Annotated in this window: 19 protein-coding genes; 9 read left to right on the top strand and 10 right to left on the bottom strand. The window is 72.7% G+C overall.

The window, feature by feature from the left end; genetic code table 11:
• Positions 1–69: 69 nt before the first annotated feature.
• From AC156L_RS25380 to AC156L_RS25355, 6 genes are all read right to left on the bottom strand, one after another.
• Complete coding sequence (locus tag AC156L_RS25380) at positions 70–3,549, bottom strand: CHAT domain-containing protein (RefSeq protein WP_330874436.1); 3,480 nt, start codon at positions 3,547–3,549, stop codon at positions 70–72.
• 4 nt (positions 3,550–3,553) lie between these two features.
• Positions 3,554–3,703 (bottom strand): hypothetical protein, encoded by a 150-nt coding sequence (locus tag AC156L_RS25375; protein WP_330874435.1) that lies wholly within the window; start codon positions 3,701–3,703, stop codon positions 3,554–3,556.
• Positions 3,700–4,347: a DUF6338 family protein gene (locus AC156L_RS25370; RefSeq protein ID WP_330874434.1), complete on the bottom strand. Its 648-nt coding sequence runs from the start codon at positions 4,345–4,347 to the stop codon at positions 3,700–3,702. The genes AC156L_RS25375 and AC156L_RS25370 overlap by 4 nt, the downstream gene beginning before the upstream one ends.
• Before the next feature lie 88 nt (positions 4,348–4,435).
• Positions 4,436–5,233, bottom strand: a complete 798-nt coding sequence (locus AC156L_RS25365) for a hypothetical protein (protein WP_330874433.1) — start codon at positions 5,231–5,233, stop codon at positions 4,436–4,438.
• Positions 5,234–5,272: 39 nt separating this feature from the next.
• Positions 5,273–5,761, bottom strand: a complete 489-nt coding sequence (locus AC156L_RS25360) for a YcxB family protein (RefSeq protein WP_330874432.1) — start codon at positions 5,759–5,761, stop codon at positions 5,273–5,275.
• A gap of 48 nt (positions 5,762–5,809) precedes the next feature.
• The gene (locus AC156L_RS25355) at positions 5,810–6,520 is read right to left on the bottom strand and encodes a polysaccharide deacetylase family protein (protein WP_330874431.1); all 711 of its coding nucleotides are present in this window, start codon (positions 6,518–6,520) and stop codon (positions 5,810–5,812) included.
• Positions 6,521–6,557: 37 nt separating this feature from the next.
• Between AC156L_RS25355 and AC156L_RS25350 the strand changes: the two genes are divergently transcribed.
• The 3 genes from AC156L_RS25350 to AC156L_RS25340 all read left to right on the top strand — a co-directional run bounded on the left by AC156L_RS25350 (position 6,558) and on the right by AC156L_RS25340 (position 10,621).
• Positions 6,558–7,949, top strand: a complete 1,392-nt coding sequence (locus AC156L_RS25350) for a sigma 54-interacting transcriptional regulator (protein ID WP_330874430.1) — start codon at positions 6,558–6,560, stop codon at positions 7,947–7,949.
• Entirely contained in the window at positions 7,946–9,889 is a 1,944-nt protein-coding gene (locus tag AC156L_RS25345) for a VWA domain-containing protein (RefSeq protein WP_330874429.1), read from the top strand. The genes AC156L_RS25350 and AC156L_RS25345 overlap by 4 nt, the downstream gene beginning before the upstream one ends.
• 63 nt (positions 9,890–9,952) lie before the next feature.
• The gene (locus AC156L_RS25340) at positions 9,953–10,621 is read left to right on the top strand and encodes a hypothetical protein (protein ID WP_330874428.1); all 669 of its coding nucleotides are present in this window, start codon (positions 9,953–9,955) and stop codon (positions 10,619–10,621) included.
• On the opposite strand, the gene ctaD is transcribed toward AC156L_RS25340, so the two are convergent.
• Complete coding sequence (gene ctaD / locus AC156L_RS25335) at positions 10,618–12,375, bottom strand: aa3-type cytochrome oxidase subunit I (protein ID WP_330874427.1); 1,758 nt, start codon at positions 12,373–12,375, stop codon at positions 10,618–10,620. The two genes, AC156L_RS25340 and ctaD, sit on opposite strands and share 4 nt — an antisense overlap.
• Before the next feature lie 70 nt (positions 12,376–12,445).
• On the bottom strand, positions 12,446–13,276 hold the full coding sequence (locus AC156L_RS25330; RefSeq protein WP_484407320.1) for a slipin family protein: 831 nt from the start codon (positions 13,274–13,276) through the stop codon (positions 12,446–12,448).
• A 170-nt stretch (positions 13,277–13,446) separates the two neighbouring features.
• Between AC156L_RS25330 and AC156L_RS25325 the strand changes: the two genes are divergently transcribed.
• The gene (locus AC156L_RS25325; protein ID WP_330874425.1) at positions 13,447–15,531 is read left to right on the top strand and encodes an MMPL family transporter; all 2,085 of its coding nucleotides are present in this window, start codon (positions 13,447–13,449) and stop codon (positions 15,529–15,531) included.
• A 10-nt stretch (positions 15,532–15,541) separates the two neighbouring features.
• Positions 15,542–16,780: a cysteine--1-D-myo-inosityl 2-amino-2-deoxy-alpha-D-glucopyranoside ligase gene (gene mshC / locus AC156L_RS25320; protein WP_330874424.1), complete on the top strand. Its 1,239-nt coding sequence runs from the start codon at positions 15,542–15,544 to the stop codon at positions 16,778–16,780.
• 109 nt (positions 16,781–16,889) lie between these two features.
• On the opposite strand, the gene AC156L_RS25315 is transcribed toward mshC, so the two are convergent.
• On the bottom strand, positions 16,890–18,701 hold the full coding sequence (locus AC156L_RS25315) for a S8 family peptidase (protein ID WP_330874423.1): 1,812 nt from the start codon (positions 18,699–18,701) through the stop codon (positions 16,890–16,892).
• Positions 18,702–19,226: 525 nt separating this feature from the next.
• Between AC156L_RS25315 and AC156L_RS25310 the strand changes: the two genes are divergently transcribed.
• Both AC156L_RS25310 and AC156L_RS25305 read left to right on the top strand, forming a co-directional pair.
• Positions 19,227–20,354 (top strand): S1 family peptidase, encoded by a 1,128-nt coding sequence (locus AC156L_RS25310; protein ID WP_330874422.1) that lies wholly within the window; start codon positions 19,227–19,229, stop codon positions 20,352–20,354.
• A 258-nt stretch (positions 20,355–20,612) separates the two neighbouring features.
• Positions 20,613–23,096 carry a terpene synthase family protein gene (locus AC156L_RS25305; protein WP_330874421.1) on the top strand — a complete coding sequence of 828 codons (2,484 nt, stop codon included), beginning with the start codon at positions 20,613–20,615 and terminating at the stop codon, positions 23,094–23,096.
• Here AC156L_RS25305 and AC156L_RS25300 read toward each other — a convergent pair.
• The gene (locus AC156L_RS25300; RefSeq protein ID WP_330874420.1) at positions 23,069–23,557 is read right to left on the bottom strand and encodes a GbsR/MarR family transcriptional regulator; all 489 of its coding nucleotides are present in this window, start codon (positions 23,555–23,557) and stop codon (positions 23,069–23,071) included. The two genes, AC156L_RS25305 and AC156L_RS25300, sit on opposite strands and share 28 nt — an antisense overlap.
• Positions 23,558–23,647: 90 nt before the next feature.
• Between AC156L_RS25300 and AC156L_RS25295 the strand changes: the two genes are divergently transcribed.
• Together AC156L_RS25295 and AC156L_RS25290 are read left to right on the top strand one after the other, a co-directional pair.
• Complete coding sequence (locus AC156L_RS25295; protein ID WP_330874419.1) at positions 23,648–24,553, top strand: ABC transporter ATP-binding protein; 906 nt, start codon at positions 23,648–23,650, stop codon at positions 24,551–24,553.
• Positions 24,550–26,223 carry an ABC transporter permease gene (locus tag AC156L_RS25290; RefSeq protein ID WP_330874418.1) on the top strand — a complete coding sequence of 558 codons (1,674 nt, stop codon included), beginning with the start codon at positions 24,550–24,552 and terminating at the stop codon, positions 26,221–26,223. Before AC156L_RS25295 ends, AC156L_RS25290 begins: the two co-directional genes overlap by 4 nt.
• The last annotated feature ends 11 nt before the right edge of the window (positions 26,224–26,234 follow it).

Genomic DNA, 26,234 nt, shown 5'->3' with positions numbered 1-26,234 from the left:
CACCCCACCGATGGTCGGCTCCCCGTGCGGCGGGAGCGTCCCCGTCGTGTCCGCGTTCTGCCACGGTTCTCAGGCGCCCGCGTGGACGTACGCGGCCCACAGCGACGGCCGGTCCGGGTAGCGGTCCCTGATCCGGCGGACCGTGCGGTGCACGGCGAACGGGGCCCGGTCCGCGTCCGGCGCGCCCTCCAGCAGGTCGTCGTAGATCGACTCGGTGAGGTGCGGGGCCAGCACGTCGTTGGTCCGCCAGAGCGTCCCGACGACCCTGGGGAACCCCGCGACCAGGAACGCGGACGTGGGGTGGATCGCCTCGTCGGACAGGTGGACCGACGACCGGGCGGTGTCGCACGCGGAGAGGTAGGCGAACTCGGCGTGGTCGAGGCGCTGGCGCGAGACGTCCAGGACGTGCAGGACGGACCCGCTGAGCGCGAGACCGCTGTTCGACGGGTTGACCGGGTCGCTGTACCCGTGGCACGCGAAGTGCGCCCAGGTGCTCGTGCGGAGGGCGGCGAGGACCCGGTCGCGGGTGGCGTCCGGGCCGACCAGCCGTGTGAGGCCAGGGACCCGCGCGGTGAGGCGTTCCGCCTCGTCCAGCACGCCGGGCAGGTCTTCCGCGTCCTCCGCCTCCGGCACGGCCACGACCAGCAGCCGCGGCTCCCCGGTGCCGCGACAGCGGGAGCGGGCGTGGCCGAGCGCGCGGACCGTCGGCGTCACCGACGACACCACGCGGTCCAGGACCGCGGGACCCCCGGTCCTCAGGTGACCCGCCGCGTGCAGGGGCAGCAGGCCCAGCAACCCGACCGGCGCCCACCACAGCCGCGGCGGCGGGTCGGTGCCACCGGTCAGCCCGAGCCGGTCGAGCACCGGCCCCGCCACGGTGTCCCACAGCCATTCGAGGGTCTCGTGGACCACCGCCTCCGCCTCGGCGGGCTCCGGACCCGTGACGGCGACCGCGGCCTGGAAGGCGGTGACCCGGCGGCGCAGCTCGCTCGCCGTGAGGTCCAGCAGGTCCTGGACGACGACCCCGGACGGGGTGAGCACCAGCGCGTCGCACCGGTAGCGGCTCACGTTCACCAGCACCACCGGGCCCTCGCGGGCCTGTTCGACCAGGTCGGCGACCAGCGGCGGGCGCAGGAACCGGTCCATCCCCGGCAGCGCCCTGATCACGGCGGTGAGCGCCGCCAGCTCGTCGGCCAGCTCCAGCCGGTCGCGCGGGGTGTCGGACTCGAACTCGGCGCCGAGCGCGGCGAACCGGTCGGCCAGCTCCGGCTCGCGCTCCCGCAGGTCCGCCAGGTCGCCCCGGCCGTCGAGCGCCTGCGCGGCCAGCACACCCCGGCCGAGTTCGAGCAGCGCCACCGCCTCGTCGACGCGCCCGACGGCGAGGCAGCACGCCGCCGCGTCCGCCGCGAGGTCGGCGAAGCGGCTCAGCAGGTACTGGGCGTCGCCCCGGCCCACGCCGCGCCCGGCGAGCAGGGGGAGCAGCCGGACCGCCGTGGCGAACCCCTCGGCCGCGGAGGTGTAGTCGTCGGCCTTCGCGGCCAGTTCGCCCCAGAGGTCCGCGGCGATCACCCGGTCCTCCGTCGGTGACGAGGGCAGCGCCGCGGCCTCCTGGAACGCGGCCAGGGCCTCGGCGAGAGCGGACCGGTCGCCGTGGTCCAGGTAGAGCAGGCGCAGCGACCGGCCGAGGCCGATCAGCCTGCTCGACCGGCGGTGGGCGCCCGCCCGCCCCGCGCGCACGGAGGCGCGGGCGAGGTCGACCGCCTCCGCCAGCTCCTCCTCGCCCCCGCTTGAGCCGCTCAGGTACCGCTGGCGCAGCGCCCCGCTCAGGCTCGCCTGGTAGCCGGCGTGGTCGGGGTCGGCCGGGTCGCAGCCCAGCACCGCCGCCCGGTGCGCGCTGATCCCGCGGTCCAGCGCGTGCAGGTCGCCGTCCTGCTCGAACGCCGTGACCAGCGCCCCGCCCAGGTTGTTCAGCCGCATCGGCCGTCCGGGGTGGCGCTCGGGCGTGCTCCGCACGGCCTCCTCGTGCAGGCCGACGCACTCCTCCAGCGTGGCGGCCCGACGGGTGCGCTCCCACAGGGCGAACAGCAGGGCCCCGAGGTTGGTCAGGTGGGTGGCGTGTCCCGCGACCACGTCCGCGCCGGTGCGCACGGCCTCGCGCGCGGCGGCGACCGCTTCGTCCAGCACGGCCCGTTCCCCGGTCGTCTCGGAGCGGCGGTGCAGCATCGCGGCGAGGTTCGCCAGGTAGGTCGTGCGGTCGTCGGGCCGGGTGGCGGCGTCGACGGCCCGGCGGGTCACCGCGGTCGCCTCCGTGAGCCGCACGAGGTCGCCGGTGGCGTGGAACACCGCGGCCAGGGCGGTACCGAGGTTGCCGAGGAACCGCGCCTCGTAGGTGTGGCCGCCGGGTGAGGTCTCCACGGCTCGCCGGTGCAGCCCGACGGCCTCCGCGAGCAGGCCGTGGTCACCGTCGAGCCGGGCCAGCAGCCCGAGCGCGCAGCCGAGGACGTCGATCCGCTCCGGCAGCTGCGGGTGGCCCGGACGGGTGTCCGCGACGGCCGCGCGGGCCTCCGCGACGGCCTGGTCGAGCGGGGCCCGGTCCCCGGTCTCGACGTACCGGGCGGTCAGTTCGGCCGCGCGGTGGGACCGCACGCCGGTCCGGTCGGACGGCGGGACGGTGCCGTCGGCCCGGCGAGTGCCCACGACGCCGGTCCAGGTCCGCTCCGCCAGTTCCAGGTCGACGCGGTGCGCGTCGTAGGACCCGTGCCCCTTCGGGGTGACCGCGACCAGGGTGCGCCGGACGTCGACCGCCTCGCCCAGGTCCTCCCGCGCCCCGGTCCACTGGAAGCGGTCGGCCAGCAGGTCGCCGAGCAGCGCGAGCCGGTCGATCCGCTCCGGGCACCCCGGCGCGGTGAGGTCGACCGCGCGGCGTTCGGCGTCGATCGCGTCGGCCAGGACCTCCACGTCGTCCGTCGCGTCGAACAGGCGGCGGACCAGCAGCGCGAACGAGTGCAGGCCCTGCGCGGTGATGACGTCGTCGCCCTCGGCGCCGGTGGCGCACCCCCGCGCGGCCTCGATCGCCTCGTGCAGCGCGGAGAGCTTCCCGTTCTCCAGGTACGCGGTCGTCAGCGCGATGGCGAGGTTGCGCTGGTAGTTCGCCCTGTCCGGTCCCTCGGCCGCGGCGTGGACGGCGGCCCGGCTGAAACCGATCGCGTCGGCGAGCACCTCCGGGTCGCGGACGTGGGTGAAGTGCGTGTGCTTCAGCGCGCCCGCGTTGGCGTAGAGCCGGGCCTTCCCACCGGGATCGGACTCCTCGCCGATGGCCGCCAGCAGGCCCGCGACCGCCTCGTCGAGGTAGCTCGGGTCGCCGGTCTGCTGGAACCGGGTCTGGAGCAGTCCGCCGAGGTTGGACAGGTGGCGCACCCGCTCCTCACCGCCCGGCCCGGTGGCGAGCCTGCCCGCCTCGATCGCGGCCCGCACCGCGGCCGGGCTGGGGTCGAAGCGCGCGACCCGCAGCGCGAGGTCGAACTTCCGGCCCCTGTTCGCGGCGAACACCCGCTCACTCCTCGGACGGCGGGGTGCGCGACGGCCCCGCCTGCCCCGGCGGGGCCTCGTCGGGTTCCGGCACGTCCCGCTTGGGCGAGAAGCCGCGGCCCGCGCCGCGGAACAGGTCCGCCTCGTCGGGCAGGGGGGTCGGTTCGGTCGTCACCCGTCCACCTCTCTCACGTCGTCGGGCGCGCTGACGAACTCCAGCACGTCGAAGTCCTCCGCTCGCAGGCGCAGACCGGCCGTGCCGCGCACCCGCGGTCCGAACCCGCCGTCGGGCGTCATCACCCGCGCGGACTCCAGGTACAGCTCGGCCGGGTGCGGGTAGGAGGACGCGTAGGACCCGTGCCCGTACCAGCCGCCCGCCCAGTTGCCGTCCTTGAGCCGGACCCGGACGAAGCACGGGTCGCGGTCGCGGAAGGCGTGGTCCCACGCGGTCGGCGTGCGCCGGTAGGTCGACCGGTGGCGCTCGCGCTCCACCAGCGACACGGCCGAGGCGACCACGGCGGGCACGACCAGGAACAGCAGCACGCCCACCAGCCCGACCAGCCTCGGCTGCTGCACGAACCCGTTCAGCTCGCCGGGCGGCCTGCCGCGGACGAGCGCGACCAGCGCGGGACCGGCGGCGGTGAGGTACGCGGCGTCCAGCGCGATCGACGCGACGACCGCGCGCAGCACGCGCTCCCCGAGGTCGCGCTCCCACGGCACCGGGCCGCGCAGGCGTTCCCGCACGAACTGGTAGGAGATGCCGGGCAGCACGAGCAGCACCAGGAGGACGAGCTGCACGACAGTCGAGGGCGCCTGCACCCCAACCTCCCCCAGGTGTGGATGATCTTCGCCACCCAGGCTACTGCGCGAGTGCTCCCGTGCGAGCGGGATTCAGCCGTCCGTGGGATCAGTGCAGCCCGGCCGCCTGGTCCGACAGCACGCGCACGGCCTCCTCCACGGCGGCGCAGCGGGCCCGCCGCACGGCCTCCGACAGGGGCCGCAGCGCGTCGTCGCGGGCCTGCATCGCCGACGCCGACCTCGCCCCGCCGGGGGAGTCGCCGCGGGCGACCTCCAGGATCGCGGCGACCTCGGCGGCCCGCTGGAGCACCCGGACCGCCCTCGGCGGCATCCCCGCGGGCCACTCCAGCTTCGAGTGCCTGGTGGACAGCTCGGCGATCTCCTCGCGCACGTTCGGGCGGTGCTTGGCCACGTCCAGCGTCACCAGCGCCGTCGCGGCCTGGCGCATGGCGCTGGAGAGGCCGTGCTCGGCCTCGCCGATGGGCACGTGCTCCGCGCCCCCGGCGGACGGCAGGTCGAACACGGTCCAGCGCAGGACGCCGTCCGCGACGACCTTGGGCACGAGCCCGACGCCGGTGTCCGGCAGCACCGCCGCCTCGCCCGCCCGCAGCGCGCACGTGCTCAGCGGACCCTTGCCGCCCAGACCGCGGACGTCACCCGGTACGGGGAGGGCGAGCCTGCCCGTCCGCGTGCCCGCGCGGCGCAGCGACGCCAGCAGCAGCGCGGGGCCGACCGGGGCCTCGTCCGGGCCCGGCAGGTCCAGCGCCGTCGCGGTGCCGTCGTCGTCGGCCACCACTTCGTGCAGGTCGGCCCACGCCCCGAGGGCGTCAAGGACGTCGTCGGCCGCGGCCGCACCATGCAGCCACGCGGAGGTCCAGACGACCAGCGTCGCACTCGCACAAGACACGCTGTCCAAGGTTAGTGCCTCCGCGGGGGTGCTCCGTCCTCAGGCGGCCGGTCCCACGTGCCGGACGAGGAGGTCGCGGAAGCGGTTCCGGGCGGCGTTGTCCTCGAACGCCCGGTACGGCACCGCGTACATCGGCCCCCGCGCGCCCTCCCAGGTGCGCAGGATGAACCCGCGCCGGGTCTCCGTCCACGCGGGGAGGTGCGTCCACGGCAGCTCGCTGCGCGCCGCGTCGCCGACGGTCATCCGCAGCGAGTGGTCGTCCGCGGTGGCCGTGACGGTGTTCGCGGCGAGGGGGTGGCCGCTGAAGTCGATCCGCACCTGGACGGGGACCAGCACCGCGACCAGGCCCGCGACGGCGATGCCGAACAGGCCCGGAGCCGTGGACCCGCTCAGCAGCAGCACCACCGATCCCGCCAGGAGGACGGCCGCGAACCAGGGGGCCCAGCGGAACATCGGCACGGCCGAGCGCAGGGCGTCACCCCAGTCGGCCGGTTCCGGTGCCCACCTGAAGTCGACGCTGCCGCTCACTGATGCTCCGATGTCCGGGATGTCCGTGCCGCCGCATTCTCCTGCGCCTCAGGTGAGCAGTTGGGCCACCGTGACGAAGGTGTAACCCTCCGCCTTGAGCGCGCGGACGATCCCCGGCACCGCGTCCCACGAGGACTGCCGCGAGGTGGGCCACACGTGCAGCAGCACGATGGAGCCAGGCCGGACCTCGTCGCAGGTCCGGCGCACGACCTCGGCCGTCGTCGGCTGCTCGCCGGAGTCCGGTTCGACGTCCCACGTGATCGTGGTCCGGTCGTGGTCGGCGAGGTAGGAGGGCAGCGCGAACAGCTTCTTGCCGTGCGGCGGCCTGAAGTGGATCGGTCCCGTGTGGCCCGCGGCCCGGATCGCGGCGTCCGTGCGCTCGACCTCGTCGGCGACGAACTCGTCCGACACCAGCACCATCCGCCGGTGGGTGTAGCTGTGGTTGCCCAGCTCGTGGCCCGCGTCGACCAGCAGGCGGGCGTACCCGGGGTGCGCGTCCACCTCCCGGCCGACGACGAAGAACGTCGCGGGCACGTCCAGGTCGGCCAGCGTCCGCACCACGTCGAGGGTCCGGTCGCCGGGACCGTCGTCGAACGTGAGCGCGACGACCTTGCGGTCGGTTTCCACCCGGTGGACGAGCTTTCCCGCGAACTGGAACGTGCGCGACTTCGACACCTGGAACAGGCCGAACGCCGTGCTCACCAGGAGCAGCAGGACCACCGCGGCGACGACGGCCCACCGCCGCTGGAGTTGCTCCACGTCGACCAGTCTGGCAAACGTGCGTAGCGTCGATCGGGTGACCGCCTCCTCCGCACTTCCCCGTACCGCGGGTGAGCTCCGCGCCGCGGGCCACCTGCCCCGCAGCGTGAAGACCGAGATCCGCGAGAACCTGCTCACCGCACTGCGCGCGGGCAAGAACCCCTGGCCCGGCATCGTCGGCTTCGACCGCACGGTGGTCCCGCAGCTCGAACGCGCCCTGCTGGCCGGGCACGACTTCGTGCTCCTCGGCGAGCGCGGCCAGGGCAAGACCCGCCTGCTGCGCACCCTGATCGGCCTGCTGGACGAGTGGACGCCCGTCATCGAGGGCTCCGAACTGGGCGAACACCCCCTCGACCCGATCACGCCCGAGTCGAGGCGCCGGGCCGAGGAGCTGGGCGACGACCTGCCCGTCACGTGGCGGCACCGCGACCAGCGCTACGCCGAGAAGCTCGCCACGCCGGACACGTCGGTCGGCGACCTCGTCGGCGACATCGACCCGGTCAAGGTCGCCCAGGGCCGCAGCCTCGGCGACCCCGAGACCATCCACTACGGCCTGCTGCCGCGCTCGCACCGCGGCATCATCGCCATCAACGAGCTGCCCGACCTCGCCGAGCGCATCCAGGTGTCGCTGCTCAACGTGATGGAGGAGCGCGACATCCAGGTCCGCGGCTACACGCTGCGGCTGCCGCTGGACGTGCTGCTCGTCGCCACCGCGAACCCCGAGGACTACACCAACCGCGGCCGGATCATCACGCCGCTCAAGGACCGGTTCGGCGCCGAGGTCCGCACGCACTACCCGTTGGAGATCGCCAACGAGGTCGACCTGGTCCGCCAGGAGGCCGACCTGGTCGCCGAGGTCGGCGACCACCTGATCGAGGTCGTCGCCCGGTTCGTGCGGCACCTGCGCGAGTCGTCCGCCGTCGACCAGCGCTCCGGCGTGTCCGCCCGGTTCGCCGTCGCGGCGGCCGAGACCGTCGCCGCGTCCGCGCTGCGCCGGTCCGCGCTGATCGGCGAGACCCCGGCGGTCGCCCGGCCGGTCGACCTGGAGTCCGTGCCCGAGGTGCTGCGCGGCAAGCTGGAGTTCGAGGCGGGGGAGGAGGGGCGCGAGATCGAGATCCTCACGCACCTGCTGCGCCGCTCGATCGCCGACACCGCACGCTCCACGTTCGCCGGGATCGACCTCCGGTCGCTCGCCGACGCCGTGACCGACGGCCACCCCGTCGCCACCGGCGAGCGCGTGCCCGCGGGCACCGTGCTCGCGGCCCTGCCCGAGCTGCCGGTCCTGCACGAGGTCGCGGCCCGCCTGGGCGTCGGCCCGAAGGACCCGGTCGGCCGGATCGCCTCCGCCGTCGAACTGGCGCTGGAGTCGCTCTACCTGACCAGGCAGATCGGCAAGGACAGCGACGACGATCGATCGGTGTACGGATGAGCGGATACCGCTACGGGCGCTACGTCGACGGCCCGGACCCCCTGGCGCCGCCGACGGACCTGCGCGCCGCCATGGACGAGCTGGGCCGCGAGGTCATGGAGGGCTCCTCGCCCGCCGCCGCGCTGCGCGAGCTGCTGCGGCGCGGCGTGCAGGGCACCCGCGGACTCGACGACCTCATGTCCAGGCTGTGGAAGAAGCGGTCGGACATCCAGCGCCGCCACCGGCTCGACGGCACGTTGCAGGAGGTCCAGCGCCTGCTCTCGGAGGCGTTGAGCGCCGAGCGCAAGGCCCTGTTCCCCGAGCCGACCGACGACGCCCGGTTCCGCGAGGCCCAGCTCGACGCGCTGCCCCCCGGCACCGCGGCGGCCGTGCGCGACCTGGCCGAGTACGACTGGCGTTCCCCCGAGGCGCGCGAGTCGTACGAGAAGATCCGGAACCTGCTCGGCCGCGAGCTGATGGACCAGCGCTTCCAGGGCGTGAAGGAGGCGATGAGCAACGTCGACCAGGCATCCGTGCAGCGCGTCCAGGAGATGTTGGCCGACCTGAACGCGCTGCTGGCGGGCCACGCCGCGGGCGACCAGGACACCCCCGCCCGGTTCGACGAGTTCATGCGCGAGCACGGCGAGTTCTTCCCCGAGAACCCGCGCGACGTCGACGAGCTGATCGACGCGCTGGCGGAACGCTCCGCCGCCGCGCAGCGGATGATGAACTCGATGACCGACGAGCAGCGCGCCGAACTGGCGGCGCTGTCGCAGCAGGCCTTCGGCAACTCCGGTGTCGGGCAGCAGCTGTCTCAGTTGGACTCGCTGCTGCAAGGCCTGCGGCCGGGCGAGGACTGGACCGGCTCGTCCCGCTTCCGCGGCCAGAACCCGCTGGGGCTGGGCGAGGGCGCCCTGGCCATGCAGGACCTGGCCGACCTGGACGCGCTGGCCGAGCAGCTCGGCCAGTCCTACCCCGGCGCGCGGCTGGAGGACATCGACGTCGAGTCGCTCGTCCAGCAGCTGGGCGCCGAGGCGGGCGTCGACGCGCGTCGGCTCGCGGAGCTGGAACGCCAGCTGCGCGAGCAGAACCTGCTCGAACGCGGACCCGACGGCGACCTGCGGCTGACCCCGAAGGCGCTGCGGCGCCTGGGCGAGACCGCGCTGCGCGGCGTCGTGGACAGCGTCCGCACCCCGCGCGGCGACCGGGACAGCAACCGGGCGGGCGCGGCGGGCGAGCCGATCGGCAGCACCCGGCCGTGGCAGTTCGGCGACGCCGAGCCGTGGAACGTGCCCCGCACCGTGACCAACGCGGTGCTGCGCGGCGGCGGCGGGCCGGTGTCGCTGGACGTGGTCGACGTCGAGATCACCGAGACCGAGCTGCGGTCGCGCGCGGCCATCGCGCTGTGCGTGGACACGTCGTGGTCGATGGTGCAGGACGGCCGCTGGGTGCCGATGAAGCGCACCGCGCTGGCGCTGCACCACCTGGTGCGCACCAGGTTCCGCACGGACGCGCTGGAGCTGATCACGTTCGGCAGGCACGCCGAGACCGTCGACATCGGCGGGCTCACGTCGCTGGAGGGCGTGTGGGAGCAGGGCACCAACCTGCACCACGCGCTCCTGCTGGCCGGTCGTCACCTGCGCCGCCACCCGGACGCGCAGCCGGTCGTGCTGGTCGTCACCGACGGCGAGCCGACCGCGCACCTGGAGCCGGACGGTGAGGCGGAGTTCCACTACCCGCCGCTGCCGCGCACGCTCGGGAAGACGCTGGTGGAGGTCGACACCATCGCCAAGCTGGGCGCGTCGATCACCGTGTTCAAGCTCGGCGACGACCCCCGCCTGGCCGCGTTCGTCGACACCGTGGCCCGCCGCAGCGGCGGGCGGGTGGTGGCACCGGACGAGGACGGTCTCGGCGCGGCCGTGGTGAGCGACTACCTGAGGGCCCGCAAGCGCAGGCGGTGACCGCGGGAGCGCCCCGGACACGGGTCCGGGGCGCTCCCGCGGCGCACCGGGCACACTGGTCGGGTGGAGACCGAGGGCGCGCGACTGGCGCGGGAGTGGCTGGCCGAGCGGGACGTGGTGCCCGCGGGCGACGGGTGGTGGCACGACGGGCAGGAGTGCTCCGCCAACGAGGTGGCGCACGACTGGACCGACAAGGCCCTCGAAGACCCCGGCCTGGACGACGTCGGGCGGGTGCGGGTGGCGCTGGGGCTGCTCGACCTGCTCGACCAGTACGCCGTGACGATGTACCTCAAGACCACACCGCTGTCGCCGGAGGCCGACGCCCTGTTCTGGGAGGCCTACCGGCGGCGGCTGGAGGCTCCCGCGTCCGCCGAGCCGGTCACCTACTCGCTGTGGGTCGACTGGTTCGAGGACCCGCTGACCGCCGAGGGCGCGTTCGCCGAGGTCGTGGCCCGCCCGGACGACCTCGCCGACGGTCCCCTGCGCCGCAACCGCCGGGTGCTCGCGGTGTCCGGCCCGGTGCCGTGGCGGGCCAAGCGGGCGGTGTACGAGGCCGCCGCCACGGTGCCCGAACTGCACCTCGCTCTCTTCCACGGGCTGCTCGGCAGCCGCTACGACGTGTACGGCGACCTCGACGCCCCGCAGGCCCTCGCCCTGCTGCGCCGGCTGGACCTGCCGGAGGGCACGGCGAACGTGGACGTGCTGCGCGAGGAGCTGGAGGCGCGGCGCTAGGACTCGCGGTCGCGGTCCGCCGCCAGGGCCTCCTCGGTCGTCTCGTCGCGCGGCACCCGGCGCTTGCCCGGTCTCAGCAGCGAGAAGTGGGACTCCTCGCGCATCCGCTCGACCATGTGCGGGTAGTGCAGCTCGAACGCGGGCCGCTCCGAGCGGATCCGGGGCAGTTCGGTGAAGTTGTGCCGCGGCGGGGGTGAGGAGGTGGCCCACTCCAGGGAGTTGCCGAAGCCCCACGGGTCGTCGGCGTTCGCCGGGTCGCCGAAGCGGTAGCTGCGGAACACGTTGTACACGAACGGGAGCACGGAGGCGCCGAGCAGGAACGAGCCGATGGTGGACAGGGTGTTGAGGAACGTGAACCCGTCGCTCGCCAGGTAGTCGGCGTAGCGCCGGGGCATGCCCTCGTTGCCCAGCCAGTGCTGGACCAGGAACGTCAGGTGGAAGCCGAGGAACGTGGTCCAGAAGTGCAGCTTCCCCAGGCCCTCGTCGAGCATCCGGCCGGTCATCTTGGGGAACCAGAAGTAGATCCCGGCGTAGGTGGCGAAGACGATGGTGCCGAACAGCACGTAGTGGAAGTGCGCGACGACGAAGTACGTGTCGGTGACGTGGAAGTCGACCGGCGGCGAGGCCAGCAGGATGCCGGTGAGACCGCCGAGCAGGAACGTGACCAGGAACCCGACGCTGAACAGCATCGGCGACTCGAACGTCAGCCTGCCGCGCCACATCGTGCCGATCCAGTTGAAGAACTTGATGCCCGTCGGCACGGAGATCAGGAACGTCATGAGCGCGAAGAACGGCAGCAGCACCGCGCCGGTGGCGTACATGTGGTGCGCCCACACGGCCACGGACAGCATGGCGATGGCCAGGGTCGCGAACACCATCCCCTTGTAGCCGAACAGGGGTTTGCGGCTGAACACCGGGATGACCTCGGTGATGATGCCGAAGAACGGCAGCGCCACGATGTAGACCTCGGGGTGGCCGAAGAACCAGAACAGGTGCTGCCACAGGATCACGCCGCCGTTGGCGGGGTCGTACACGTGCGCGCCGAGGTGCCGGTCGGCGGCCAGGCCCATGAGCGCGGCGGTGAGGATCGGGAACGCCAGCAGGATCAGGATGCTGGTGACCAGGATGTTCCAGGTGAAGATCGGCATCCGCCACATCGTCATGCCGGGCGCGCGCAGGCAGATGACGGTGGTGGTCATGTTGACCCCGCCGAGGATCGTGCCGAGGCCGCTCACCGCCAGCCCCATGATCCACAGGTCCGCGCCGATGCCGGGGGTGTGCATCGCGCTGGCGAGCGGCGTGTACGCCGTCCAGCCGAAGTCGGGTGCGCCGCCGGGCGTCAGGAACGAGGACAGGACGATCAGGCCGCCGAAGAGGAACAGCCAGTAGGAGAACGCGTTGAGCCGCGGGAACGCCACGTCCGGCGCGCCGATCTGGAGCGGCAGGACGTAGTTGGCGAACCCGAACAGGATCGGGGTCGCGTAGAGCAGCAGCATGATCGTGCCGTGCATGGTGAACAGCTGGTTGTACTGCTCGTTCGACAGGAACTGGAGGCCGGGCCGCGCCAGCTCGCCGCGCATCAGCAGCGCCATCACGCCGCCGACCATGAAGAACGCGAACGACGTGACGAGGTACAGCAGGCCGATCTGCTTGGGGTCGGTCGTCCTGAACAGGGAGAGCAGCAGCCCGCCCTTGGGACGCGGTCTCGCGGCGCCGGGGTGCACGACAACCGGCGTCGGCCTGAGCACGGTCACGGTGTTCTCCCTCGTCCTCGGACGTGAGCGGTGTCCATCGTCCACCCGCGTCCGGGACCGGGGCAATCGGTCAGCCGGGGAGTCGTCCCTCCGACTTGTTCGGTTCAGGGTCCGCCGCCCGCGCCGCCTGCCGGTCCAGCGCGTCGGAGCTCTTCTCCAGGAACCGCAGCAGCTCCACCGGGAACGGCAGCACGAGCGTCGAGTTCTTCTCCGCCGCCACCTCGACGATCGTCTGGAGCAGCCGCAGTTGCAGGGCGGCGGGCGTGTCCGCCATCGTCCCGGCGGCCTGCGACAGCTTCAGCGACGCCTGGAGCTCGCCGTCGGCGGTGATGATCCGCGCCCGCCGCTCCCGCTCGGCCTCGGCCTGCCGCGACATCGAGCGCTTCATGCCCTCGGGCAGCGCGACGTCCTTGATCTCCACGCGGTCGATGTCGATGCCCCACCCCACGGCGGGCGTGTCGATCATCAGCTCCAGGCCCTGGTTCAGCCGCTCGCGGTTGGACAGCAGGTCGTCCAGCTCGCTCTTGCCGATGATCGAGCGCAGCGACGTCTGCGCCACCTGGAGGACGGCGAACCGGTAGTCCTCGACGTTCACCACCGCGCGCACCGGGTCGACGACCTTGAAGTACACCACCGCGTCCACCCGCAGCGTCACGTTGTCGCGGGTGATGCCGTCCTGCGCCGGGATGGGCAGCGTGACGATCTGGAGGTTCACCTTCTTCAACCGGTCCACGCCGGGGATGAGCATCGTCAGCCCCGGACCGCGCAGGTGCTCGCGCACCCGGCCGAACCGGAAGACGATGCCCTGCTCGAACTGCTTGATCACGCGGGCGCTCGTCCCGAGGCCCACGGCGGCGAAGCCCAGCACGCCGAGCACGATGTCGAGGATCACCGGGACCATCTCCCTCAGTCACGACCCGCTGTCGAGCGTACGCCCGCGACCGGTCCGGTCGCCGGGTCGCCGCGCCCCCGTGCTGGGGACGAGCGGGCCGCGGCACGCGGTGTGTCCTGGCCGACACGGGGCCCCGACCACCGGGCGGACCCGACCGGCGCCACCTAGCCTTCTGCACCATGAAGTGGCTCCGCTGGACCCTGCCCGCAGTGCTGGTCGCCGTCTGGCTGCTCGTCGGCGGCCTCGGCGGCCCGTTGCAGGGCAAGCTGTCGGAGGTGCAGACGAACGACAACGCGTCGTTCCTCCCCGCGTCGGCGGAGGCCACCGAGGTCGCCGACTGGCAGAAGCGGTTCGCGGACGAGGAGTCGCTGCCCGCGCTCGTCGTGTTCGAGCGCGACGGCGGTCTGACGCCGGACGACCTCGCGGCGATCGGCGACCGGGTCAGGGCCCTCGCGACCTTCGAGGGCGTCGAGGGCCGGGTGATCGGACCGGTGCCCGCCGAGGACGGGCGGGCCGCGCAGGTGATCGTGCCGCTCAAGCCCGTGGGCTCGGAGATCACCGAGGTCGTGGAGGAGCTGCGCGCGTCCGTGCGGGAGGGGCTGCCGTCCGGGCTCACCCCGTACGTCACGGGCCCCGCGGGCATCCTCGGCGACTTCGCCAACGCCTTCGGCGGCATCGACGGGCTGCTGCTGGTCGTGACGGCGGTCGTCGTCGCGCTGATCCTGCTCGTCGTCTACCGCAGCCCGCTGCTGCCGCTCGTGGTGATCCTCAACGCCGGCCTGGCGCTGTCGCTCGCGGTCATCGTCGTGTACCTGCTGGCGCGCGACGACGTGCTGACGCTCAACGGGCAGAGCCAGGGCATCCTGTTCATCCTCGTGTTCGGCGCGTCCACGGACTACTCGCTGCTGCTGGTCGCGCGGTTCCGGGAGGAGCTGCACCGGCACGAGGACCGGTGGAGCTCCCTGCGGACGGCGATGAAGCAGTCGCTGGAGCCGATCGTGGCGTCCGCCGGAACGGTGGTCATCGGACTGCTGTGCCTGCTGCTGTCGGACCTGAAGTCGAACCAGGGCCTCGGTCCGGTGGCGGCGATCGGCATCGCCGCGTCCCTGGTCGCGACGCTCACGTTCCTGCCGGCGATGCTCGCGCTGCTCGGCCGGTCCGCGTTCTGGCCGTTCCGGCCGAAGTTCGACACGGTGGCGCACAAGGAGTCCGGCCTCTGGCAGCGGGTGTCGGCGTTCGTCGGCCGCCGGGCGCGGGCGACGTGGATCGTGACGACGCTGGTGCTGCTGGTGGGGGTCGCGTTCGTGCCGCAGCTCAAGGCGAACGGCGTGGCGCAGACCGACTTCTTCCTCAACCCGGTCGAGTCGGTGACCGGCCAGGAGGTGCTGACCGAGCACTTCGACGGCGGCACCGGGTCGCCCGCGGTGATCATCGTGGAGCGGTCGGCCGCGCAGGAGGCCGTGGCCAGGGCCAGGGCCGTGCCCGGCGTCGCGGAGGTCGCGCCGTCCTCGGACAAGGTCGTCGACGGCAGGGTGGAGCTGCTGGCGACGCTGAAGGCCCCGGCCGACAGCGCGGAGGCGACGGCGGCGCTGCGGCAGCTCCGCACCGACCTGCACCCGGTCGGCGGCGCGCTCGTCGGCGGCGTCACGGCCATCCAGGTCGACGTTCAGGACACCGCGAAGCGCGACCTGCGGGTGATCATCCCCGTGGTGCTGCTGGTGATCTTCCTCATCCTGGCGCTGCTGCTGCGCGCCCTGCTGGCCCCGCTGCTGCTGATCGCGACCGTCGTCCTGTCGTTCGCCGCGACCCTGGGCGTGGCCGCGCTGGTGTTCAACGACCTGCTGGACTTCCCCGGCGCGGACCCGAGCGTGCCGCTGTTCGCGTTCGTGTTCCTGGTGGCGCTGGGGATCGACTACAACATCTTCCTGATGACGAGGGTGCGCGAGGAGTCCATCCGGCACGGCACCCGCGAGGGCACGCTGATCGGGCTCTCCGTCACGGGCGGGGTGATCACCTCGGCCGGTGTCGTGCTCGCCGCGACGTTCGCCGCGCTCGCCGTCCTGCCGATCCTGTTCCTCGCGCAGATCGCGTTCCTGGTGGCGTTCGGCGTCCTGCTCGACACGCTCATCGTGCGCTCGCTGCTCGTGCCCGCGCTGACCGTCGACATCGGCCGCGCGGTCTGGTGGCCGTCGGCGCTGTCGCGCAGGGGTGTGACCGCCGTCCCAGAGGCCGAGAAGTCCTCCCGGTCCCCGCACTCGGGTTAGGGTCGAACCCATGCAGACCTGGTCATCCATCCCAGTGCCGCGGGTAGCGGGCGAGCCTCGACCCCTGCGGTTGTTCGACACGGCCACGGGCGAGGTCCGCCCCACGGCGCCGGACGACACCGCCAGGTTGTACGTCTGCGGCATCACGCCGTACGACGCCACGCACCTCGGCCACGCGGCCACGTACCTGGCCTTCGACCTCGTGCACCGGCTGTGGCTCGACAACGGCCACGACGTCCACTACGTGCAGAACGTCACGGACATCGACGACCCGCTGCTGGAGCGCGCGGCCCGCGACCAGGACGACTGGGTCGTGCTCGGGATGCGGGAGACCGCCCTGTTCCGCGAGGACATGGAGGCGCTGCGGGTCCTGCCCCCGCGCCAGTACATCGGCGCGGTCGAGGCGATCCCGGAGATCGTCGAGGCCATCGCGAAGCTCGTCGCCGACGGCGCCGCCTACCGCGTGGACGACGCCGAGTACCCCGACGTGTACTTCGACCACACCGTGACCGGCCGGTTCGGCTACGAGTCGAACTACGACGAGCAGACGATGCTGGGCTTCTTCGCCGAGCGCGGCGGCGACCCCGACCGCCCCGGCAAGCGGCACCCGCTGGACGCCCTGCTGTGGCGCCTGGAGCGGCCGGGCGAGCCCGCGTGGCCGTCGGACCTCGGCGCGGGCCGCCCCGGCTGGCACATCGAGTGCAGCGCCATCGCCCTCAACCGCCTCGGCACGGCGTTCGACGTCCAGGGCGGCGGCTCCGACCTGGTCTTCCCGCACCACGAGTACAGCTCCGCGCACGCGGAGGCGCTGACCGGCCAGCACCCGTTCGCCCGGCACTACGTGCACGCGGGCATGATCGGCCTGGACGGGGAGAAGATGTCGAAGTCCAGGGGCAACCTGGTCTTCGTGTCGAAGCTGAGGGCCGAGAAGGTCGACCCGAACGCCGTCCGCCTCGCCCTGTTCGCGGGCCACTACCGGTCCGACCGGCCGTGGAGCGCCGCACTGCTCGACGAGGCCCTGACCAGGCTCGACCGCTGGCGCGCCGCGGCGGCACTGGTGGCGGGCCCCGCCGCCGAGGACACGATCGCGCGGCTGCGCGAGCACCTCGGCAACGACCTGGACACCCCGCGCGCGCTGGCCGCGGTGGACGCGTGGGCGGCCGACGCGCTGGCGACCGGCGGCTCCGACCACTCGGCGCCCGCGCTCGTGCGCGAGGCCGTGGACGCGCTGCTGGGCGTCGCGCTCTAGCCCCTGGAGAGCACGAAGGCCGTCCTGCGTCGAGCAGGACGGCCTTCTCCGTGCTGTGCGGGAGCCCGTGGGTGAGCCCTGGCGGCTCACCCACGGGAGGGATCAGGACCTACGCGTCGAGCGTCCACGAGTCGATGCGACCCGTGTCGAGGGACGCCTGGTCGCGGACCCGCAGCTTCCAGGTACCGGCGGCGACCTCGCTGGAGGCGTTCACCGTGTACGTCTGGTTGATGTTGTCGGTGCTGCCACCGGTGCGGTTGTGCAGGTTGTACGAGGTGCCGTCCGGCGCGACGAGGTCGACGACGAGGTCACCCTTGTAGGTGTGGACGATCGCGACCGTCACCGTGGTGGTGGCCGAGGCGTTGCCGGAGCAGGACAGGGCGATGGAGCTGCTCACGTCCGAGTTGTCCGGGATCGCCACGTCGGTGCCGTTGGTCGCCGCGTCGCAGCCGGAGCCGACCGGGTTGACGACCCAGGAGAAGGTCGCCGTGCCGGTCTTCGCGGCGGCGTCGGTCACCGTCACCGTCACCGACGAGGTGCCCGCGGTGGTCGGCGTGCCGGAGACCAGGCCCGAGGAGCTGATCGACAGACCGGCCGGGAGACCGGACGCCGCGAAGGTGTACGGCGAGGTGCCGCCGGACGCCGCGAGCTGGAGGTTCACCGCGGTGCCCACGGTGCTCGCCTGCGCGCCGGGGTTGGTGACCGACGGGTTGCCGGGCACGCCACCGGTGCCGGTGAACAGCAGCTTGTTCGGCGAGCCGGTGCCGGGGTTCGTGACCTTGTCGCTGGTCGCGGCGTTGACGATCGCGGAGTGCACGGTCGCCGGGCTCGCGGTCGGGTTGCCCGCCAGGTAGAGGGCCACGGCACCCGCGACGTGCGGCGTCGCCATCGACGTGCCGCTGATGTTGTTCGTGGCCGTGTCGTTGGTGTTCCACGACGACACGATGTTCTGGCCGGGGGCGTAGAGGTCGGTGCAGGTGCCGTAGTTCGAGAACGAGGCACGCGCGTCGGTGTTGGTCGACGCGTTCACCGTGAGGGCCGTCGCGACGCGTGCCGGGGAGAAGTTGCACGCGTTGGTGTTCGAGTTGCCCGAGGCGATGGCGTAGGAGACACCGGAGGCGATGGAGTTCGCGACCGCGTTGTCCAGGGTCGTGTCGACGCCGCCACCGAGGCTCATGTTGGCCACGGCGGGCTTGATCGCGTTCGCGGTCACCCAGTCGATGCCCGCGACGACGCCCGCGGTCGTGCCGGAGCCCGCGCAGTTCAACACCTTGACGGCGACGATGGAGACGCCCTTCGCGACGCCGTACTCGGCGCCGCCGACCGTGCCCGCCACGTGCGTGCCGTGGCCGTTGCAGTCGGAGTTGTTGCCGTCACCGGAGGTGTTGGTGCCCCACGTCGCCCGGCCGCCGAAGGTGGAGTGCGTGGTGCGCACACCGGTGTCGACGATGTAGGCGTGCACGTTCGACGCCGTCGTGCCGTAGGTGTAGCTGTTGTCGAGGGGCAGGTTCTGCTGGTCGATCCGGTCGATGCCCCACGAGGGGACGGGCGACTGGGTGTCGGCGAGCGTGACCACAGCGTCCTGCTGGACGTAGGCGACCGTGGGGTCCGCGGCGAGCTTGCGGGCCTGGTCGGCGGTCATCGTGACGGAGAAGCCGTTGATCGCGTGCTTGAACGCGGCACGCACCTGGCCGCCGTACTTCGAGGTCAAGGAGCCCGCCGTCCGCGCGGACTCGGCCCGCGGCGACGCGCTCTCCTTGAGCGTGACGATGTAGCTGTCCTTGACGGCGTCGGCGCGGTCAGCGCCGAGGATCTGACCTTCGGCCGACGCGGGTGCGGCGGCGGTGATGGCCAGGGCGATCGCCGCGGTGGCGGCCATGCCCAATCCGGCCAGACGTCTGGTGATCCGAGCGTCTCCCATTGCAGGTGTCTCCCTCAAGACGGGGTCGCTCAGCCGTTCGGCGGTGCCGAACGACTGAGCCGCAGGGTAGGGACATTCGCGCGAACGGGTGAAACGGTAATCGACCGGTCACAGAAGATAGTCGTGACATTCGACGGCCGGGAGTAGGACCGATCGTTGCAACTTGGCGCGGATAATTACCCGTTGACATGCGAAAACCGGGAACCGTGTTTAAGGGCCCCGGCTACTGGGAACGCGCGTCGCGGCTATCTCATTCGGCCGGATGGCCGCTACCGTCGGGCGGCTCTACCTACTTCCGGGTACGCCTGCATAGCGTCACCCGTTAGGAGGACCGGAACCGAGTCGAGTGGTTCAGGGCCGATGGGGACGCGGAGCGTGTCGCAGGTGCGGCCACGCCGCAACGTGGTCGATCTCCTCATCGCGGCCGGGACGCTCGGCGTTACAGCTCCACTCGACGTCGGCTCGGCACCGGTCCACCTCGCCCCCCAGGGGGCGTTCCCCGCAGCCGAGGAAGAGGAGAGCTGGATGAAGTGCACGAGTGTTGCGCGGGCGGCTGGAGCAGTGGTGCTCGCGACCCTCACGGTGGTGCCCGGAACGGCCCTGGCCTCGGCCTCGGACCCGACGGCCGCGCTGCCCGCTGAGGTGTTGGCCGCCTACCAGCGCGACCTCGGGTTGGATTCGGGCGAGGCGAAGGCGCGATTGGAGTTGGAGCGGACGGCCGCGGCGACGCAGAAGTCGGTCCAGGAGTTCACCGGGGCCGCCTACGGCGGGGCGTGGTTCGACGCGGACAGCGGGAAGCTCGTCGTGGGTGTCACCGACGAGGCGAGGTCCAGGGTGGTGAGGGCGCTCGGCGCCGAGCCGAAGCTGGTGGCGCACAGCGCGACGACGCTGACCGACACCAAGAACGAGATCGACCGGGCGGGCAGGGCCCCCGGCGCGGTGACCGGCTGGTACGTCGACACCGAGGCGAACTCGGTCGTGGTGACCGTGAAGCGCGGCGCCGTCGACGGCGAGGTGTCGCGGTTCCTCGACACCGCCAAGGCCGCGGGGCCGGTCTCGGTCGTGGAGACCGACCGGGCGCCCAGGCTGTACGCGGACATCCGCGGCGGCGACGCCTACAACATCAACAACCAGTCGCGGTGCTCGATCGGGTTCGCCGTGTCCGGCGGGTTCGTGTCGGCGGGCCACTGCGGCTCGCCGGGTGACCCGGTGACGTCCGGTGGTCAGTCGATGGGCTCGTTCGAGGGGTCCTCGTTCCCCGGCGACGACTACTCGTACGTGACCACCGGTTCCGGCTGGACGCCCACGGCGAAGGTCAACCACTACGGCGGCGCGGACGTGATCGTGTCGGGGTCGACCGAGGCGGCCGTCGGTGCCTCGGTGTGCCGCTCCGGTTCCACGACCGGGTGGCACTGCGGGACCGTGCAGGCGAAGGACCAGACGGTGAACTACCAGGAGGGCTCGGTCTCGGGCCTCACGCGGACGAACGCGTGCGCCGAGCCCGGTGACTCGGGCGGCTCCTGGGTCAGCGGCACCCAGGCCCAGGGCGTGACGTCCGGCGGCTCCGGTGACTGCACCTCCGGCGGGGAGACGTACTTCCAGCCGGTCAACGAGATCCTGTCCGTCTACGGGGTCAGCCTGATCACCGGCTGACCGCCGTCGCGACACCGGTGGGCCACCTCGGGATCGGGTGGCCCACCGGTGCGCGCGGGTCTCACCACCGGGTGAACTTCGAGGTGGGGCGCTCCTGGGGCGAACCGGCCGCCGCGGTGATCACCCCCACGGTCAGTAGCGCGGGTGTCACCCGCCAGAACAGGCCGTCCGCTCCAATGGCCGTTGTCCGGTCGCGGCCCCGGTTGCGAGGGTCTTCTACCGAGCCCCCAGCAGCCGGCCGAAGGAGCAGTCCCACCCATGCAGGCGTTCACGCTGCCCGACTTCTACCTGCCCCACCCGGCCAGGATCAACCCCCACCTGGAGCGCACGCGGTCGCACAGCGCGGCCTGGGCCGAGGCGATGGGGATGCTGTCGGCCCCGAAGCCCGGTGGCGGTGTCGTCTGGACCGAGTCCGCCCTCGCGCGCATGGACTACGCGCTCATGTGCGCCTACACCCACCCGGACTGCGGCGGCGACGCGCTCGACCTGATCACCGACTGGTACGTCTGGGTCTTCTTCTTCGACGACCACTTCCTGGAGCAGTTCAAGTACACCCGCGACCGCAGGGGGGCGCAGGCCTACCTGGACCGGCTCGAACGGTTCATGACGGCGGGCGACGAGCAGGCCCCCGAGGTGACCAACCCCGCCGAGGCCGGGCTGCACGACCTGTGGCGGCGCACCGTCCCGTCCATGTCGGACGGCTGGCGCCGCCGGTTCACCACCGTGACGCACAACCTGATGGTCGAGTCCCTGTGGGAGCTCGACAACATCGAGCTGGGGCGGATCGCGAACCCGATCGAGTACCTCCAGATGCGCCGCCGGGTCGGCGGTGCCCCGTGGTCGGCCGGGCTGGTCGAGTACGCGGTCGGCGCGGAGGTCCCGGACGCCGTCGCGGCCCTGCGGCCGATGCGGCTGCTGTCGGACACGTTCTCCGACGCCGTGCACCTGCGCAACGACCTGTTCTCCTACCAGCGCGAGGTCGAGGAGGAGGGCGAGAACTCGAACGCCGTGCTGGTGTTCGAGGAGTTCCTCGGCTGCACCACCCAGCAGGCCGCCGACCTCGTCAACGAGCTGCTGACCTCGCGGCTGCACCAGTTCGAGAACACCGCGCTGGTCGAGGTGCCCGCGCTGATGGCCGAGCACCGCGTCCCGCCGCACGAGCAGCTCGGCGTGGCCGCGTACGTGAAGGGGTTGCAGGACTGGCAGTCCGGCGGCCACGAGTGGCACGCCGTGTCCAGCCGGTACATGAACGAGGAGGCGGCGACCGGCACCAGCGTCCTCGGTGGACCGTCCGGGTTCGGCACGTCGGCCAGCCGCATGTTCTCACCCGCAGCCACCGGGATGCGGCGGCGGGAGCGGCAGTTCGGCTTCACGCCCTTCGAGCGGGTCGGCCACCTGCCGCTGCCGGACTTCCACATGCCGTTCGACGTCAGGACGAGCCCGCACCTCGACGCCGCCCGCGAGTACTCCGTCGGCTGGGCGCGTGCGATGGGGATGTTCGGCTCGATCTGGGACGAGCGGAAGTTCGCGGGCTTCGACTTCGCGCACTGCGCCGCGATGATCGACGCCGACGCCACCCCCGACGGCCTCAACCTCACCTCGGACTGGCTCGCCTGGGGCACCTACGGCGACGACTACTTCCCGCTGGTGTTCGGCGCCGCGCGCAACGTCGCGGCGGCCAAGGCGTGCAACGAGCGGCTGTCGCTGTTCATGCCGGTCGACGGGAGCGGGACCCCCGAGCCGACGAACCCGATCGAGCTGGGCCTCCAGGACCTGTGGCGGCGCACCGCCGGACCGATGGAGCCCGGCGCCCGCCAGGAGTTCCGCCACGCCGTCGAGGCCATGACGGAGAGCTGGGTCTGGGAGGTCTTCAACCAGGCGCAGCACCGGGTGCCCGACCCCGTCGACTACGTCGAGATGCGGCGCCGGACGTTCGGCTCGGACATGACGATGAGCCTGAACCGCCTGGCGAACTGGAACTCCGTGCCGCGGGAGATCTACGACACGCGGGTGATCCGCGAGATGGAGACGGCGGCCCAGGACTACGCCTGCTTCACGAACGACCTCTTCTCGTACCAGAAGGAGGTCGAGTTCGAGGGCGAGGCGCACAACATGGTCGTCGTGGTCGAGAACTTCCTGGAGGTCGACCGGCTCACCGCCAGGGACGTCGTCGCGAAGCTGATGACCGACCGGATGCGCCAGTTCGAGCACATCGTCGCGAACGACCTGCCGAAGCTGTTCGAGGAGCTCGACCTGGACGACTCGGTGCGCGCGATCCTCACCAGGCAGGCCGAGGGGTTGAAGGAGTGGATGTCCGGCATCCTGGAGTGGCACCGGAAGGTGGTGCGCTACGGCGAGGCCGAGCTGCGGCGCGACCGCGCCGCGAGCCCGCCGGAGGTGCGCGCGAGCGGGTTCGGGCGGCCCGGCGGGTTCGGGCGGACGGGGTTCGCGGTGTCCGGCGCCGGTCTGCCGGGGTCGACGGTGGCCGCCGCGCGGACGTGGACGCCACCGAGCGCGCCCGTGGGGGCCGTGCCGGGTGGGCCTGTCGTGACCGTGCCGGGTGTGCCGGTGCGGGGTGTGTCGGGTGGGCCTGTCGTGACCGCGCCGAGCGCGCCCGTGGGGGCCGTGCCGGGTGGGCCTGTCGTGACCGCGCCGAGCGAGCCGGTGCGGGGCGCGCCGTCGGCTCGGGGGCTGGGCACCTCGGCCGCGCGGGTTCAGGTGCCGAAGGTCTCCTCGCGGTAGACGCGCCACCGTTCGAGCATCCCCGGCATCTCCCGGTGGATGAACCGGAAGAAGGCCAGCGTCTCGTTGAGGCGCCTGCCCGCCGGGGTGTCGGGACCCAGCGTCTCGACACCCTCCTTCAGGGGCACGGCCCAGCGCTCCAGCATCTGGTCCTTGTGGAAGACGGCCTCGTACCAGACGTCGTCGGACACCTGGAACACGTCGCGGCGGGAGCCCACCTCCCGCTCGCGGCGCACCAGCTCGACCTGGCCCAGGTAGCGCACGGCCCCGGAGATCGCGGCGGGGGAGACCTGGAGCAGCTCGCCCAGCTCGGCCGCGGTCATCCGCCCCGTATCGCTGACCAGGAGCGTCACGAAGACCCGCGCGGGCATCCGCGCCATACCCGAATCGGTGAACACCGAGGAGAAGCGCTCGATGAAGCGCACGACGGCCTGGTTGTCGCGCTCCGCCACTCCGGTCACCTCGGCACCATCCTCTTCGTCCGTTCGACGTGGAATCTTATCCGATTTCACAACTTCACGAAGTTGTGAAATGAGCGTAGCTTACGGTTCATGACTGATGCGATATCCGTGTCGGGCCTGGTGAAGACCTTCGGCCCGACGCGTGCGCTGGACGGTCTCGACCTGACCGTCCGCACCGGTGAGGTGCACGGCTTCCTCGGCCCCAACGGGGCGGGCAAGTCGACCACCATCCGGATGTTGCTGGGGCTGCTGCGAGCCGACGCGGGCACCACCCGCCTGCTCGGCGGCGACCCGTGGAAGGACGCCGTCACCCTGCACCGCAGGCTCGCCTACGTGCCGGGCGACGTCACGCTGTGGCCGACCCTGTCCGGCGGCGAGGTCATCGACCTGCTCGGCAGGCTGCGCGGCGGGCTCGACCACACCCGCCGGGCCGAGCTGCTGGAGCGCTTCGAGCTGGACCCGCGCAAGAAGGGCCGGGCCTACTCGAAGGGCAACCGGCAGAAGGTGGCGCTGGTCGCCGCCCTCGCCTCCGACGTGGAGCTGCTGGTCCTGGACGAGCCGACCTCCGGGCTGGACCCGCTGATGGAGGCCGTGTTCCAGGAGTGCGTCCAGGAGGAGCGGAGCAGGGGCAGGACCGTCCTGCTCTCCAGCCACATCCTCGCCGAGGTGGAGGCCCTCTGCGACCGGGTGAGCATCATCCGCGGTGGTCGGACCGTCGAGTCCGGCACGCTCACCGAGCTGCGCCACCTCACCCGCACCAGCATCTCCGCCGAACTCGCGACCGAGCCGCACGGCCTGGCCGCGCTGCCCGGCGTGCACGACCTGAGGGTCGAGGGGAACCGCGTCCACCTCGACGTGGACACCGAGCAGCTCGACGCCGTCCTCCGGCGGCTCACGCAGGCCGGTGTCCGCGGTCTGGCGAGCCACCCGCCGACCCTGGAGCAGCTCTTCCTCCGCCACTACGAGGCGGAACCCGAGGTCGTGGTGCCGTCGTGAGCGCCGTGGTGTCGCGACCGGATCCCGGAGCCGCCCCGGCGGCGCGGGACGGGGGCGGCCGTGGCGCCGCGGTGACCGGGGGGTTCGCGGGCACCGGCGCCCTGGTGCGGCTCGCGCTGCGCCGCGACCGGATCATGCTCCCCGCCTGGATCGCGGGCGTCGTGGTGCTGGCCGCGGGCTCCGCCGCTGCCGCCGCCGACCTCTACTCGACGGTCGAGTCGCGCGTGGCCTCCGCCACCGCCGCGAACAACACGACCGCGCTGGTCGCGCTGTACGGCCGGGTGTACGACCCGACCTCGGCGGGCGGCATCTCGATGGTCAAGACCGGCGGTCTCGGCGCGGTGCTGATCGCCCTGCTGTCGATCGTCGTCGTGGTCCGGCACACCCGTGCCGAGGAGGAGACCGGACGGCTGGAACTGGTCGGCGCGACCGTCGTCGGCCGGTACGCCCCGCTGTCCGCGGCCCTGGTCGTCGCCGTCGGCACCAACGTGGTGCTGGCCCTGCTCACGGCCGTGAGCGTGGCCGGGGTGGGGATGCCGACGGCGGGCTCGTTCGCGTTCGGCCTCGCCTGGGGCGGTGTGGGGATCGCCTTCGCGGGCATCGCGGCCATCACCGCCCAGGTCTCCTCGACGGCCCGCGGCGCGACCAGCCTGGCCTCGATCGTGCTCGGCGTGGTCTACGTCCTGCGCGCGGTCGGCGACACGGCGGGCCCGGACGGCCCCACCTGGATGTCGTGGCTCTCGCCGATCGGCTGGGGCCAGCAGTTCCGCCCCTACTCGGGCGACCGCTGGTGGGTGCTGCTGGTCCTGCTCGGCTTCGCCGCCGTGGTCGTGCAGGGCGCCTACGCGCTGGTCGAACGCCGCGACCTCGGCGCGGGCCTGGTCGCCGACCGGCTCGGCCCCGCCGGGTCCACGCGGCTGGGCAGCCCGCTCGCGCTGGCCTGGCGCCTGCACCGCGGCTCGCTGCTCGGCTGGACCGCGGCGTTCGCCGGGGTCGGGCTGGTGCTGGGCAACATCGCGGACAACGTCAGCGGCTTCGTCGACAGCCCGTCCGCGCGGGAGATGGTCGCGAAGCTCGGCGGCACGGACGCGCTCACCGACGCGTTCATCTCCGCCGAGATGGGGATCATGGGCCTGGTCGCGTCGGTCTACGGCATCCAGGCCGCCCTGCGGCTGCGGACCGAGGAGACGGGCCAGCGCGCCGAACCCCTGCTCGCGGGCGCGGTCTCGCGGACCGGCTGGGCGGGGAGCCACCTGGTCATCGCGTTCGGCGGCCCGGTGCTGCTGATCACGGCGATGGGGGTGGGCGCTGGCCTGTCGCACGGCTCGTCGTCCGGCGACATGGGCCGGTTCGGGCCGGTGCTCGTCTCGGCGCTGCTCCAGGTGCCCGCCGTGTGGGTGGTCGGCGGCATCGTGGTGCTCGCGTTCGGCGCCGCTCCGCGCCTGGCCGCCGCCGGGTGGGTCGCGCTCCTGCTGTTCCTGCTGCTCGGCCAGCTCGGGCCGCTGCTGGAGCTGGACCAGTGGGCGATGAACCTGTCCCCGTACACCCACGTCCCGAAGTTCCCCGCCGGGGACGTCGACCCCGTGCCGCTGGTGTGGCTGGTGCTCGTCGCCGCCGCGCTCGTCGCCGCGGGGCTCGCCGCGTTCCGACGCCGGGACGTCACCACCTGACCCGGGAGTCC

Source organism: Umezawaea sp. (genome assembly GCF_057122925.1).
Note: the sequence above shows the minus strand (reverse complement) of the source record. Positions and strands in the feature narration are given on the sequence as shown.

Coding starts and splice junctions, on each gene's coding strand:
- AC156L_RS25325 (WP_330874425.1), top strand. CDS start 13,447: ATGAAGTGGCTCCGCTGGACCCTGCCCGCAGTGCTGGTCGCCGTCTGG.
- AC156L_RS25310 (WP_330874422.1), top strand. CDS start 19,227: ATGAAGTGCACGAGTGTTGCGCGGGCGGCTGGAGCAGTGGTGCTCGCG.
- mshC (WP_330874424.1), top strand. CDS start 15,542: ATGCAGACCTGGTCATCCATCCCAGTGCCGCGGGTAGCGGGCGAGCCT.
- AC156L_RS25315 (WP_330874423.1), bottom strand. CDS start 18,701: ATGGGAGACGCTCGGATCACCAGACGTCTGGCCGGATTGGGCATGGCC.
- AC156L_RS25345 (WP_330874429.1), top strand. CDS start 7,946: ATGAGCGGATACCGCTACGGGCGCTACGTCGACGGCCCGGACCCCCTG.
- AC156L_RS25330 (WP_484407320.1), bottom strand. CDS start 13,276: ATGGTCCCGGTGATCCTCGACATCGTGCTCGGCGTGCTGGGCTTCGCC.
- AC156L_RS25295 (WP_330874419.1), top strand. CDS start 23,648: ATGACTGATGCGATATCCGTGTCGGGCCTGGTGAAGACCTTCGGCCCG.
- AC156L_RS25305 (WP_330874421.1), top strand. CDS start 20,613: ATGCAGGCGTTCACGCTGCCCGACTTCTACCTGCCCCACCCGGCCAGG.